Consider the following 13,222-nt stretch of genomic DNA (forward strand, 5'->3'; position numbering starts at 1 on the left):
CCGGGGACAGAACGCGCTACGCCGCCTGGGCACCGGCCGGCTCGGACGGGCGCCGCAGCGAGAGGAGGAAGCGGACGACGACGAAGACGATGCCCGCGGCGGCCGCGACCCCCACGACCCACTGGCCGATGGCCGTGATCACCTCGTTCCTGCCCGGCGGGATCAGGGCCATCTGCACGGCGGCGCCGACCGGCACGGTCAGCCGCGCGAGGAGACCGATCACCCCCGCCCGGTGGGCGCAGGCGCCCACGGCGCCCAGCGGCGCCCCGAAAAGGAGACCGGCGACCCACCACACGAGCTGCTCGTTCCCGACGAAGGAGGTCAGGGCGCCGCCGCCGGCGATCGTCTCCCCGAACGCGTAGGCCGCCACGGCCGCCAGCAGGGAGAGGACCCCGGCCGCGGCGCCCCGGGCCGGTGCCAGGGGAGCGCCGTTCTCGGCGCGGGTCACCAGCCAGCCGGCGGCGACCGCCAACCCTGCCCACGCCCATCCCGAGTCCATCACCACAGCGAGGATTTCCGCGTACGACCAGCCGCTGGTCGTATAACTCGTACTTTCCAGATCCGCGAATCGGTTCGAGAGGGCGTTGGCCCCCGCGGTCGCGGCCCCGAAAACCACTCCGAAGACAAGAGAACCCACCATCGCCTTGACCAGACCCGTCGTGTTCATCGGTCCTCTTTTCGCAGGCCTTACCGTCGATCGCCCTTCACGGACGCCTCCTCACCGCGCTCACCGCACGTCTTCGGATCCGTCACCGGCGGGCGGGAACACCACGATCCTATAGACGGGTGATCACGTCGATGGCCTGCCGCCGTGGTGCCCGGAACCGGTTTTGAGCCCGCCGCGGCGCGGTCGGGCGGCCATTCCCGGTGAGAGGAAGAATTGTCGTCCTGTGGATCCGATGATTCGCTTGAATTGTTGCGTGATCGCATGGGCGCGTCGAATGAGGGGCTCTTGGCGCCCGTCGGCAGGGCGGACATCGCATCTCGTCCGGGCATCGGACGCATCAGGGATGCGGCTGCGTGGCCGGTCCGTGGACGGTGGCCGGGCCGATCCGGCTGGAGGAATCCCCGGTAGGGGGGACGGGTGTCCCTGGTGGGCGGGAGGGAGGGCCGTGACGATGGTGGGACGCCGAGTCGCGGGAGGCCGAGATGCCGTCGGGTTTGTTGGTCATGGCTGGGACCATGCTTTTCTTTGCCGGCGCGTTCGCGGCGCTGGTGGGCTTCGTCGTGGCGTGGGCGCGTTGGGAAGAACACCGGGTGATGCGGCAGCGGAGGAGGCAGGGGCTCGGGGAGGCGGGGAGCCGCGGACCGGGATCGGTGGTCTGCGCTGTGGAGGGGAAGGTGCGGGCGGGGGCGGACGGAGAACTGCGGGCGCCTTTCTCGGGGAACCCGTGTGTCTGGTACCGGGTGGTCGTCACGGAGCGGACAGGGCTCATGGGCAAGAAGCAGATCCTGCAGGAGACGTCGAAAGGCACGTTCCTGCTGGAGGACGCGACCGGGGTGGGCGTGGTCGTACCGCATGACTCGGAATGGGAGCAGGTGAGGGGATCCGGGAGGTCCTTCGACCGGAGGCTGACGGCCGAGGAGGAGCGGGGGCTGAGCTTTTCGGTGAAGAACGACGGCGGCGTCGAGAAACGGCGCCGCTATCAGGAGTGGACGCTTTCTCCGGGAGACCTGCTCTACGTGTGCGGACGGGTGACGTTCGACGGCCGGCGAACGGTCGTGGAACGTCCTTTTCCTCCGGTGAACAAGCTGGAGGGCCTGGAGCGGGAGATCGCTGCGAAGAACCCCTACCTGATCGGCGCGGGGAGCGAACGGGAAGTGCAGCGGCGCACGCTGCGCGACATGGTGTTCGGCTCCCTGGTCTGCGTGATCGGCACGGCCACATCACTCGCGCTGCTGCTCGTGGTGTTCGTGAAGGATTTGGACTGACGCGGCCCGGACAAGGCCGGCCCGCCGCCGAACCAGGGGATTCCCGTGCCGATGCCGAGGAACTGGCGGAGGTCACTGTTCGTGAATTCGGTCAGGGTGGTCGATACGGCCGTCGAGGTAGGCGATGAGTCGGACCTCGCTGCGTTCGAGGCGCTCACGCTGGTCCTGGCCGAGGTCGGCCAGGGCGTCGTCGAGTGTCTTGTCGCGGGGCACGTGGACCATCGCGCCGGTGTAGACGCGGCAGGGGGAGCACCAGGAGAGTCCGATGCATCGTTCGTACAGGTCTGATGCGGCCGGGTGGAAGCGGTAGCGGTACGAGCGCACCGGGGTTCGGCAGGCGGCGCATATCCGGTGGCCGCCGTCGGGGAGGGTGGCCCAGGTGCCGACCTTGCGCCAGCGCCGCCCGGCCGGTGCGCGCTTCAAGGCGTAGGAGGGTCGGCGGGGGTGCCCGGCTGGGAGGCGATCTGGTTGAGGGTCGCGAGGTGCCGGGTGAAGGCGTCTCTGCCGTCGGGGGTCGAGGACAGCCAGGTGGTGGTGCGCCTGCCGGTCTGGGCCTTGCGGATGGTGATGTAGCCGGCCTTCTCCAGGGTGGTGAGGTGCTGGGACAGGGCCGAGTCGCTGATCTGGACGGTGTCGCGGACGAACCGGAACTCCGCGCGTTCCACCGAGGCCAGGAGCGCCATGATGGAGAAGCGGGCCGGGGTGTGGATGACGGTGTCCAGCCGGTGGCGGGGGTGGGTGGTCATGACCGGCGGGCCGTCCGGGCGGCGGCGGCGAAGAACGGCAGGGCCATGACGGTGGCCGCGGCGATCCAGCCGGGCAGGGAGGTCTCCATCTTCCAGCGGACCATCGGGCCGATGACCAGCAGGTACAGGGTGAACCAGACGATCGCGGAGATCATGAACCGCCGGGAGGCGCCCGCGGGGAAGACCCTGCGCCGCTCGGCCCACAGGGAGGCCAGGAGGAACGCCAGCGCCCCTCCGGCGGCCGTGTAGGTGCGGGCGGCGCCGTCGGGCCACACCGCCTCCAGCAGCGTGATCCACGCGATCGCGCCCACGCCGAGCGCCGCGAGGTATCCGCTGAACCAGCGGCCCGACCGTACGGCCCGGCCGCGTACCCGTTCCGCCTCCGCCAGTGCCGTCCGAGCCGCCCGACCCTCGTTTTCGTCGTGCATATCCTCTTCCCTTCCATGTAACTACTTTAGTGATGCTAAAGCAGTTGAAGGGTGCTGGCAAGCCGCTGCGGCAGGGTCGGCGCGGAGGCCGCGTCGAGCGTTGGCAGGGCGCGAAGGGTGGTGTGAGGGCGCACGCATCCGCGTGCCGTTTTGAAACCGGCCTGCGCCGCCGCTCTGCCGGCCGACACGTACGGGAAGGCCACGGTGGCTCTGCCTGTCGATGGCCTCTCACCGGGCCTGGCAAAGGGTCGTCCGACCATGGCGAGGCAGGCGTCGTGCGATCTCGGCCTCTGCGGGTTCGCGGCCGGTGCTCCTCGCGCGCCCACGGCGAGAGCCCGTGGCCATGGGCCGCACGGCACGGCTTCGCCGAGTGCCGGAGAAAGAGTGGTGAAGAAGAGAGGGGAAAGATGAAACGCCGGACGGGGAACAACCGATATACCCGTGGTCGTTCGACACTCTGCGAGAAGGCAGAGTCTTCCTCTCACCAGGAGTATATCACACATGCCCATCCATGCCCTAGAGGAAGAGCAGAGGAAAGTCACGTGGCTGTACGGGTTGCTGGACGCGGCGCGGGCGAGGGCCGAGGGGTCGGCGCGGATCGAGGCCGGTGGCGGCGGAGGGTTCCAGCAGCGGGTGGACCGGGAGACGGCCGTCCATGAGCGGGAGAAGCGGCTGGCGCAGTACGCGGCGGTGGAGCACGGATTGTGTTTCGGGCGGATCGACGGCAGGGACGACACGCTCTACATCGGGCGGATCGGGCTCCGGGACGAGGAGGGGGAGCCCGCGCTGATCGACTGGCGGGCTCCCGCGGCGCGGCCGTTCTACACCGCCACGGTCGCCGACCCGGGGGATCTCGTGCGGCGGCGGCACCTGCACACGCGGGGGCGGAAGGTCGTCGACCTGGACGACGAGGTGTTCGATCTGGAGGCGATGAAGCCGGGGGACAAGGCGAACCTGGTCGGTGAGGCCGCGCTGCTCTCCAGCCTCCGGCGGGGCCGTACGGGGCGGATGAGCGATGTCGTCGCGACGATCCAGGCGGAGCAGGACGAGGTCGTGCGGGCCGGGTTCCAGGGGATCCTGGTGGTGCAGGGAGGGCCGGGGACGGGGAAGACCGTCGCGGCGCTGCACCGGGCGGCCTTCCTGCTCTACACGTACCGGGAGACGCTGAGCCGGCGCGGGGTGCTCATCGTGGGGCCTAATCCGACGTTCCTGCGGTACATCGAGCGGGTCCTGCCGGGGCTGGGCGAGACCGACGTGGCGTTGTGCACGCTGGGGTCGCTGTATCCGGGCATCCATGCCACGGCCGCGGACACCCCGGAGGTCGAGGCCGTCAAGGGCGACGGGCGGATGGCCGAACGGTTGGAAGAAGCCCTGAAGGCGAGGCAGCGAGTCCCGGAAGAGGACGTGACGGTCGAAGCCGACGGGATGCCCGCCACGCTCACCCGGGAGGCCGCACTGCGGGCGCGCGAGCACGCCCGTAACGTTCGTGCGCCGCACAACATCCAGCGGCGCGTGTTCGTCCACGACGTTCTCGCGGCGCTCGCCGAGGACCAGCTGGAACGGATGGAACGCGAGACCGACGAGCCGTTGCAGCAGCTTCTGGCGGAAGGCGGGCTGAGCAAGGAGCTGCAGGAACTGCTCGAAGAGCCCTCCCGCCTGCGCGAGGACCACGACCTGGAGCTGGCCAAGGAGACCCTCTGGGAGGACCCGGAGGTGCGGAGGCTCATCGAATCCCTCTGGCCCGAGCTCACCCCGGAACGTTTCCTCACCGACCTGTACGCCGACCCCGAGGCCCTAGACCACATCGGCTGCCCGGAGCTGCGAAGGGAACCAGGCGCCCCCTGGACGGTCGCGGACGTTCCTCTGCTCGACGAGGCGGCCGAGCTGCTGGGCGTGGACGACAGCGCGGACAAGGCCGCAGAACGTCGTGAAGAGCAGCGCCGCCGCGAGGAGGAGCGCTACGCGCGGGGTGTTCTGCAGATCTCCGGGATCACGGAGGTGGACGCCGCGATGCTCGCCGAACGCCAGCGGGAGGATCGCGGGCCCGTCACGGCCGCCGAAAGGCTCGCCGACCGTGAGTGGGCGTACGGACACGTCATCGTGGACGAGGCGCAGGAGCTCTCCTCCATGGCGTGGCGCGTGGTGATGCGCCGGGTGCCCGCCAAGTCCATGACGGTCGTCGGCGACCTGGCCCAGACGGGCAGCGCGGCAGGCGCCCGCGACTGGGGGGAGATGCTGGAGCCGTTCGTGGAGGACCGCTGGCGGGAGCTGCGCCTGCTGGTCAACTACCGGACACCCGGCGCGATCATGGCGGTGGCCGAGGACGTCCTGGCGAGCGTCGACCCCGGCGCCAAGGCACCCCGCTCGGTACGCGAGGAGGGGGACCCGCCCCGAGCCGTCCGGATGGACGCCCTGGACGCCCTCCCCGCCCTGGTCGAAGCCGAGCTGGAAACGATCGGTGAAGGCCGCCTCGCCGTCATCACCTCCCGCACCCGCCGGAAGGAGGCGATCGCAGCCCTCCCCGAAACCCCGTCGGAGGTGACTCCCGAAGCCCTCGACCAGCCCGTCGTGATCCTGACGGCGACCGAGTCCAAGGGCCTGGAGTTCGACTCCGTCGTGCTCGTCGATCCCGAAGGCATGCTCGGCGAGTCCCCGAACGGAGGCCACGACCTGTACGTCGCCATCACCCGTGCGACAAGGCGCCTGACCGTCGTGCACTCCGGGAGCCTCCCGCCGGAGCTGGCGCGGCTCGAAGGCTGAGCGGCGTCAGCGGCGGCCGATGGTCCTGGCGGCGCCCGCGGCGATGGTCGTCGCCAGGATCCAGCCCGCGGCCACCAGCAGGTAGGAGAACCACTGGTGGAGGTCGACGGGGTTGAAGGCCCGCTCCTGGCCGAGGTCCACGATCGGCAGGAGGAGGTCGACGGTGTACATGACGGGGTTGAAGTCGGGGTGCTCGTCCTTCTTGATGGGGCGCGGCTCGGAGACCGAGAACACCACCGAGCCGATCGCCACGAGGAGGGCGAGCCAGGCGGCGGCGCGGGCCGGCTGGTAGCCGTAGCCGACGGTGACGTCCTGGAGGCGGCTCCAGATCCGGCCGGCGCCGGAGGCTCCGCGGCCCTGGCGGCGTTCACGGGCCAGCAGGACGGTCTGGGCGTGGTGCTGCTGGCCCAGGGCGGTGTAGTGGGCGGCGAGCTGCTCGTACGGCTGGGGCTGGAAGCCGCGCGGGTCGCGGCTCAGCCAGTCCAGCCGCGCCTGCGGGTCGGTCCGGGGCTCCAGCGCCTCGTAGACCAGGCCGTCCAGCTCCATCGCCTCGGGCCAGCGCGACGGGTCGTCCTCCAGGATGCCGAGGCGGGCGTGGCTGAGCTGGACGGTCCCCGCCAGCCGGGCGGGCTTCAGCACCAGGCGGCCCGCCTGCAGGCCCTTGGCCTCCAGCACGCGCCCGTCCGGCTGCTCGTGGACGGTTTCGCGGAGCTGGAGGGTCCGGCCGATGCGGGCCTCGGCGACGCGCAGCGTTCCGGTGAAGGCCGTCCGCTCCAGGAAGACGTCACCGACGACCTCGGCGCGCGACAGCCGCAGTGCCACCCCGCCGGGGTTGACGAACTCCGCCTCCCGGGCGAAGAGCTGGTCGGTGATCTGGGCGACGCGCAGGTTGACCTCCCCTTCGAAGCGGGCGCCGTGCAGCCGCAGGGTGCGGGTGTGCAGGCCGTCGGCGACGATCGCGTTCTCCCCGTCTCCGGTCAGCCGGGCCCCGTCCAGGTAGGTCTGGCCGTTGACCTGGCTGCCGCGCAGAACGATCCGCCCCGTGGCGGTGAGGCCGTTCAGCAGCAGCCCGCCCGCGGTCACCCAGCTGGCCAGCAGCGCCGGGTCCGTTCCGGCCGCGGTGAGGTGGGCGTCGGCGAGTTCGATGACGCCGGAGAAGTGGGAGCCGCGCAGCGACACCTTCCCTTGGGCCCGCAGCCGCGCCATGCGGGCGTTGACCGCGGTCAGCCCCTCGCCGCTGAACGCGCGGCCTTCGGCGTCGCAGACGAGGACGGCCTCCTCGGCGGACAGGTCGGCGGTGATCTGGGCGTTGCGCATGGCGATGCGGCCCCGCGCGTGCAGCCGGTTGAGCAGCACCTGCCCGGCGCCCAGCCCGTTGCACAGCAGCGCCATCCCGCCGAGATCGCAGGAGACCCGCGCCCCGATCAGCCGGAAGTCCCCGGCCACCTGGGCGCCGCGCAACGAGACGCGGCCCTCGAACTCGGCTCCGTCGGCGATGAAGTGCACCGCGTGCAGGCCGGCCGCCGACACGGCCCGGCCCTGGTCGTCGGCGCCGACCCGCGCTCCGGCCAGCAGCACGTCCCCGGCGATCTGGACGCCCAGCAGCGACACCCGCCCCGCGGCGGCCAGCCCGTCGGCGGCGAGTTCTCCGGCCGCCAGCCCGTCGGCGGACAGGGAAAGCCCGTCCCCGTCCGCGCCCAGCTTCGTGTCCTTCAGCTCCAGCTCCCGGGTGAGCTGCGCGTCGTCGAAGACGACCGGGCCTCCCGCCTCCAGCCCGCGGGCCAGGACGCCGCCCGCGGTGAGCCCGGCGGCGCTGAGGGACGTGCCGAGCCGCGCGTCGGCGATGTCGAGTTCCTGGGTGATCCGGGCGTTGTCGAAGGCGACGTGGCCTTCGGCGTGCAGCCGCCGGGCCTGGACGCCGCCCGCGGTGAGGCTGAGGGCGTCGAGCGCCCGGTCCCGGGCGTCGAGGCGGGCCCCGGCGAGATCGAGGTCGCCGGTGACGCGGGTGCTGACCAGGGAGACGAGGCCCCCGGCGTGGAGGCGGGGGAGGAGAACGTTGACGGCCTCCATGTTGTCGGCGATCAGGGACTGGCCGTCGGGGGAGGGGACGAGGCGGCAGTCGCCCATCTGGACGTCGCCGGTGAAGGCGGCTCCGCGCAGCAGGACGCGGCCTTCGGCATGCAGGAAATCGGCGGTCAGGCCGCCGGAGCGCAGGCGGTCGGCGCGCAGGGCGTGGCCGTCGGGACCGGCCTCCAGCCTGGCGCGGGTGAGGTCGATCTCGCCGACGCCGCCGTTGCGCAGGGAGACGCGGCCCTGCGCGGTGAGGCCGTCGAGGCGGGCCGTCGTGGCGGTCATGCCGTCGGCGGCCAGCGCGATGCCGTCCTGCGCCGCCGTCACCCGGGCGCCGGAGAGCTCCAGATCGCCGGTGAGGCGGGCATTGACGAGCCGGATCTGCCCGCCCTCGACGACGATCCCGGGGGCGTGCAGGCTGCTCACGGAAGCGGCCTCGAGGTTGAGGGAGGCGTCCTTGAGCGACGCGTCGGACATGGTGAGGGGCGCGTGCAGCGTGGCGCCGATGAACCGCACCTCGCCCACGGCGCTGAACCCGTGGTTGAGCCAGAGCGCCCCGTCGGACCGCAGGCCGCCCGCCGCGATCGCGACGCCGCCCGGGTTGGAGACGGAGGCCGAGCGCAGCGTGAGGCTCCCCGCGATGTGGGAGTTGTCGAGGGTCAGCGCGCCCCACTGCCCGGTGGTGCTGATCACCGCGTCGGAGAAGCGCAGCATGCTGCCGAACCGGGCGTGGGGCAGACGTACGCCGCCCGTCGAGGTGAACCCCCGGTCGAAGCAGGCGACGCCGGTGACCTGCAGGCCCTCGGCGTGCAGGGCGTCGCCCGCCGGACCGGCGCTCAGCGTGGCGCCGGACAGGTGGAGCTCGCCGTCGATCTGGGCGTGGTCCAGGTCCACCCGGCCGGTGATCACGGAATCCTTGAGGGAGAGCGCCCCGTCCAGGCGCAGCCGGGCCAGGCCGAGGCCGGGCATCCGGCAGCGCGTGAACCGCAGGGTCCGGGTGATCGACTCCATGAGCTGCGGCGGTTCGTCGAACTCGCACTCGGTGAAGACGAGGGGGTGGTCGATGACGGTGCCGCGCAGCCGCAGCCTGCCGGTGACGCGCGCCCCGCGCAGCCGCAGTCCCGGCACGCCGTCGGGCGGGGGCGGATCGTGCAGCAGGAGGGTGAGGGCCGAGGCGCGCACCTCGCGGTCCGCGGCCCCGGTGAGGTCGACCGGGCGCCCGTCGGCCACCGCGGCGTAGAGCCGGAGTTCGGTCTCGGTGAGATCATCCGGTCCCATACGCCCTATCTTGCAGAAGATCGCGTAGAACGTCCATGGATGTGGGCGGGCACGGGACGCGGCGGGTCGAGCCGGGGGTCGGGCTCGGGCGTGCCGAAGACGGTGCGGACGGGCAGCACCCCCGCCCAGACGGGCAGCGCGTAGTCCTCCTCGTCGTCGACCGGGGGAGCGTCGCGGATCTTCACCGAGGCCTCGTCCAGGCCGAGGGCCAGCACGGCCGTGGCGGCGATCTCCTTGCGGTTCGGGCGCCGCACGACGTCCCACTGGCCGGGGGCGAGCTGCTCGGTGACGGCCTCGAGCGCGGCCATGTGCTCGTCCGGGTCGGTGACGGGACGGGGCGTGCCGTAGACCATCGCGGAGCGGTAGTTCACCGAGTGGTGCATGGCCGAGCGGGCCAGGACGATGCCGTCCAGGAGGGTGACGGTCACGCAGACCTCGCCCTCCGCGCGCAGCGAGCGCGCCCCGGTGGATCCGTGCAGGTAGAGGGTGTCGCCGACGCGCGCGTAGGCGGTGGGCACGACCCGCGGCGCGCCGTCCACGACGACGCCGAGATGGCAGATCATCCCGGCGTCGAGCACGTCGTACAGGTCGTCCCGGTCGGTCCTGGCGCGGTTCTTGCCCCGCCGGACACGGGTGCGTTCAGTGGTGGAGAGCATGCTCCTAGAGTGGAACGGAAGTGGCACTGCCACCATGGCCACTTCACCCGAGAAACGGAAGACCACTTTTGCCACGCCCCCGCGCCGACCTGCCCCTGCACCTCGACCGCGACGCGTCCGAGGCGCTGAACGTCCAGCTCTCCCGCGCGCTGCGCGAGCTGATGCGCGCCGGGGTGCTCACCCCCGGTGAGCGGATGCCCTCCAGCCGCGCGCTCGCCGCCGAACTCGGGCTCAGCCGCACCGTCGTCACCGAGGCCTACCAGCAGCTCTACGCCGAGGGCTGGCTGGAGGGCAGGCACGGCTCCGGCACGTTCGTCGTCCATGTCGAGAAATCCGGACACGCCGTCCCGCGACGCCCGCCGCGTGAGGATCCCCCGGTCGGCGGAGGCTTCGTCTCGCGGACCGAGGCGCGGGCGGCCGGCCTGCTGGACCTGCGCCCCGGCGCACCCTGGGTGCACGACGTGGACCGCGCGGCCTGGAAACGCGCCTGGCGCCGGGCGGCCGCCGAGCACCCGCCGGACGACGACCCCGACCCGCGGGGCCTGCCGTGGCTGCGCGAGGTCCTCGCCGGCCACCTGCGCCGGGCCCGCGGCATGGTGGTGCGCCCGGAGAACCTCGTGATCACCCGCGGCACCGGCCACGGGCTCGACCTCGTCGCCGCGCTGCTGGCCGCGGGCGGGCGCGCGGGCGTGGAGGACCCCGGCTACGAGCGCGCCCGCAACATCCTGCAGGCCAGGGGAGCCGAGGTGGTGCCCTGCCCGGTCGACCACGAGGGCGTCGTCGTCGACCGGCTGCCCGACGGGCTGCGGCTGCTCTACACCACTCCGGCGCACCAGTACCCGCTGGGCGGCCGGCTGCCGATCGCGCGGCGGGAGCGGCTGCTGGCCTGGGCGCGCGCCACCGGGACGCAGATCGTGGAGGACGACTACGACGCGGAGTTCCGCTACGACGTGGCGCCGCTCCCGGCGCTGCACGGCCTGGACCCCGAACGCGTCATCCTGCTGGGGACGCTGTCCAAGACGCTGACGCCCGACCTGGGCATCGGCTGGATCGTCGCGACGCCCGAACTGGCGACCCGGCTGGCGGCCCTGCGCCGCAGGCTGGTCGACCGCACCGGCGGGACCGTCCAGTACACGACGGCGGTCCTGCTGGAGAACGGCGACCTGGACCGGCACCTGCGCCGGATGCGCCTGGAGTACGCGCGCCGCCGTGCGCTGGTCATGGAGCACCTGGGGGAGTGGGCGGTCGGCGACACCGCGGGCCTGCACGTCCTCCTGCCGCTCGGCGCCGCCCGCACGGCCGAGATCAAGGCGAAGGCCGCCTCGCGCGGCGTGCTGCTGGAGGACCTCACCCGCTACACCCGGGGCGAGCCTTCCGTGCACGGGCTGATGGTGGGCTACGGCTCGGTCGCCCCCGCGGGGCTGCGGCGCGGCTGCGAGATCCTCGCCGGCCTGCTCCGGGAACCATGACCGTCATGGCGCTGACCCCGGCGCTCTCCTGCGGCGCGGGCGACCTCTCTGGCGGGGCGGCCTCCCGCCGCGCCGCCGCCCTGCCGGGGCTCCTGGGACGGCGGGCGGCCGCGGCTCGCGCAAGGTTCGGACCGCCGGCGGCCTTGACAGGGGTGGTGTCGGTCACAGGAGGATGACCCTCGCGTACCGCCTGGGAGGTAAGTAATGGTTTACTGTCGCCCAGGCGCGACAAGGAGGACTCCGGGATGACCCCGCAGCTTGACCTGGCCACTGTCTTCGAAGCGATCGCCGAGGCCGTCCCCGACCGGGACGCGCTCGTCTGGCGCGGCCGCCGGTGGACGTTCGGGGAGATCTCAGGGAGAGTGCGGGCGCTCGCCCGCGTCCTGCACGACCACGGCCTCGGCCGCAACGGCGAGCCGGGCGAGGCGTGGGAGTCCCACCACGACCACCTCGCCCTGTACCTGCACAACAGCCAGGCCTACCTGGAGGGCCTGGTCGGCGCGCACCGGGCGCGCGTGGCGCCCTTCAACGTCAACTACCGCTACGTCGGCGACGAGCTGGAGTACCTGTTCGCCGACGCCGGGCCGAAGGCGATCCTCTACCACGCGACCTACGCGCCGACCCTGGCCGAGGTCCTGCCGAAGCTGGCCACGAGGCCCCTGCTGCTGCAGGTCGCCGACGACTCCGGCAACGCCCTGCTGCCGGGCGCGCTGGACTACGAGGAGGCGCTCGCCGCCGCCTCCGCCGAGCCGCCTCCCGTCACCCCGAGCGGCGACGACCTGCACATCCTCTACACCGGCGGCACGACCGGCATGCCCAAGGGCGTGCTGTGGCGCATCGCCGACCTGGTCGACGGACCGCTGGGCCTGCGCCGCCGCGACGGAGACCCCTACGCCTCCGTGGCGGAGGCCGTCGAGGCGGCCGAGGCGCGCAAGACCGCCAAGGTGCTGGTGCTGCCGCCGATGATGCACGGCTCGGGCACCTGGGTCTCGCTCGGCGGCTGGCTGGGCGGCGCGACCGTGCTGCTGCCCGACGTCGTCGACCGGCTCGACATCGCGAGCGCCGTGGACCTCCTGGAACGGGAGGGCGTCTCCCGGATGCCCGTCATCGGCGACGCCTTCGTCCGCCCGCTGGTGGCCGAGCTGGAGAGCAGGCCGCGGGAGCTGCCCCGGCTGCGCCAGATCGTCAACTCCGGCGCCGCGATCAACCCCGTCACCAAGGCGCGGCTGGCCGAACTGCTGCCCGGCACCCGCATCATCGACATCGTCGGCTCCTCCGAGAGCGGCTTCCAGATCACCCGGACGGGCGGCGCCGACACCCCCTTCCTGCCGACCCCCGGGGCCGCGGTGCTCAGCCAGGACCGCACCCGGAAACTGGAACCGGGCGAGGACGAGCTGGGCTGGCTGGCCAAGGGCGGGTCCATCCCGCTGGGCTACCTGGGCGACCCGAAGAAGACGACGGCGACCTTCGTGCGGATCGGCGACTACCGCTGCGTCATCCCCGGCGACCGGGCCAGGCTGCGCGCCGACGGGTTCGTCGAGATGCACGGCCGCGACTCCATGACCATCAACACCGGCGGCGAGAAGGTCTTCGCCGAGGAGGTCGAGGCGGTCGTGCGGGCCGTCCCCGGCGTGGCCGAGGCGCTGGTGCTGGGCCGTCCCAGCGAGCGCTGGGGGACCGAGATCGTCGCCGTCGTCCGGCTCGCCGAGGAGCTGAGCGACGAGCACCTCAGGCAGGCCTGCGCCGCCCGCCTGGCCCGCTACAAGGTGCCCAAGAGCTTCATCCGGACCGAGGACGGCCTGCGCCTGCCCAACGGCAAGGCGGACTACGCCGCCGCACGCTCTCTCATCCAGTAGCAGAGAAACTCCAACCGCAGGAGCGAG

10 protein-coding genes are annotated in these 13,222 nt (G+C 72.5%); 4 read left to right on the forward strand and 6 right to left on the reverse strand.

The annotated features are described in order from the left end of the window. Positions 1–16: 16 nt before the first annotated feature. Positions 17–502 carry a hypothetical protein gene (locus tag C2865_RS09475; RefSeq protein WP_198653120.1) on the reverse strand — a complete coding sequence of 162 codons (486 nt, stop codon included), beginning with the start codon at positions 500–502 and terminating at the stop codon, positions 17–19. Positions 503–1,149: 647 nt separating this feature from the next. Here C2865_RS09475 and C2865_RS09480 point away from each other — a divergent pair. Then, a complete protein-coding gene (locus C2865_RS09480) occupies positions 1,150–1,932 on the forward strand; it encodes a hypothetical protein (RefSeq protein WP_106397983.1) in 783 nt (260 codons plus the stop codon). A 72-nt stretch (positions 1,933–2,004) separates the two neighbouring features. Here the strand turns inward: C2865_RS09480 and C2865_RS09485 are convergent, their stop codons facing one another. The 3 genes from C2865_RS09485 to C2865_RS09495 are packed head-to-tail and all read right to left on the reverse strand — an operon-like array spanning position 2,005 to position 3,106. Then, complete coding sequence (locus C2865_RS09485) at positions 2,005–2,355, reverse strand: hypothetical protein (protein ID WP_106397984.1); 351 nt, start codon at positions 2,353–2,355, stop codon at positions 2,005–2,007. Continuing rightward, entirely contained in the window at positions 2,352–2,678 is a 327-nt protein-coding gene (locus C2865_RS09490; RefSeq protein ID WP_106397985.1) for a winged helix-turn-helix domain-containing protein, read from the reverse strand. The genes C2865_RS09485 and C2865_RS09490 overlap by 4 nt, the downstream gene beginning before the upstream one ends. Beyond that, positions 2,675–3,106 (reverse strand): hypothetical protein, encoded by a 432-nt coding sequence (locus C2865_RS09495; RefSeq protein WP_106397986.1) that lies wholly within the window; start codon positions 3,104–3,106, stop codon positions 2,675–2,677. The genes C2865_RS09490 and C2865_RS09495 overlap by 4 nt, the downstream gene beginning before the upstream one ends. Positions 3,107–3,607: 501 nt before the next feature. Between C2865_RS09495 and C2865_RS09500 the strand changes: the two genes are divergently transcribed. Next, positions 3,608–5,866 (forward strand): HelD family protein, encoded by a 2,259-nt coding sequence (locus C2865_RS09500; protein ID WP_106397987.1) that lies wholly within the window; start codon positions 3,608–3,610, stop codon positions 5,864–5,866. A gap of 6 nt (positions 5,867–5,872) precedes the next feature. Here the strand turns inward: C2865_RS09500 and C2865_RS09505 are convergent, their stop codons facing one another. Beyond that, complete coding sequence (locus C2865_RS09505) at positions 5,873–9,214, reverse strand: translocation/assembly module TamB domain-containing protein (RefSeq protein ID WP_106397988.1); 3,342 nt, start codon at positions 9,212–9,214, stop codon at positions 5,873–5,875. Between the two features lie 5 nt (positions 9,215–9,219). Next, positions 9,220–9,870 (reverse strand): pyridoxamine 5'-phosphate oxidase family protein, encoded by a 651-nt coding sequence (locus C2865_RS09510; protein WP_106397989.1) that lies wholly within the window; start codon positions 9,868–9,870, stop codon positions 9,220–9,222. A gap of 68 nt (positions 9,871–9,938) precedes the next feature. Here C2865_RS09510 and pdxR point away from each other — a divergent pair, with 68 nt between their 5' ends. Beyond that, the gene (gene pdxR, locus C2865_RS09515) at positions 9,939–11,339 is read left to right on the forward strand and encodes a MocR-like pyridoxine biosynthesis transcription factor PdxR (protein ID WP_106397990.1); all 1,401 of its coding nucleotides are present in this window, start codon (positions 9,939–9,941) and stop codon (positions 11,337–11,339) included. A 245-nt stretch (positions 11,340–11,584) separates the two neighbouring features. After that, complete coding sequence (locus C2865_RS09520) at positions 11,585–13,195, forward strand: AMP-binding protein (RefSeq protein ID WP_106397991.1); 1,611 nt, start codon at positions 11,585–11,587, stop codon at positions 13,193–13,195. Positions 13,196–13,222 lie beyond the last annotated feature (27 nt).

The sequence above is a fragment of the Actinocorallia populi genome, assembly GCF_002995495.1.
GTDB lineage: Bacteria > Actinomycetota > Actinomycetes > Streptosporangiales > Streptosporangiaceae > Actinocorallia > Actinocorallia populi.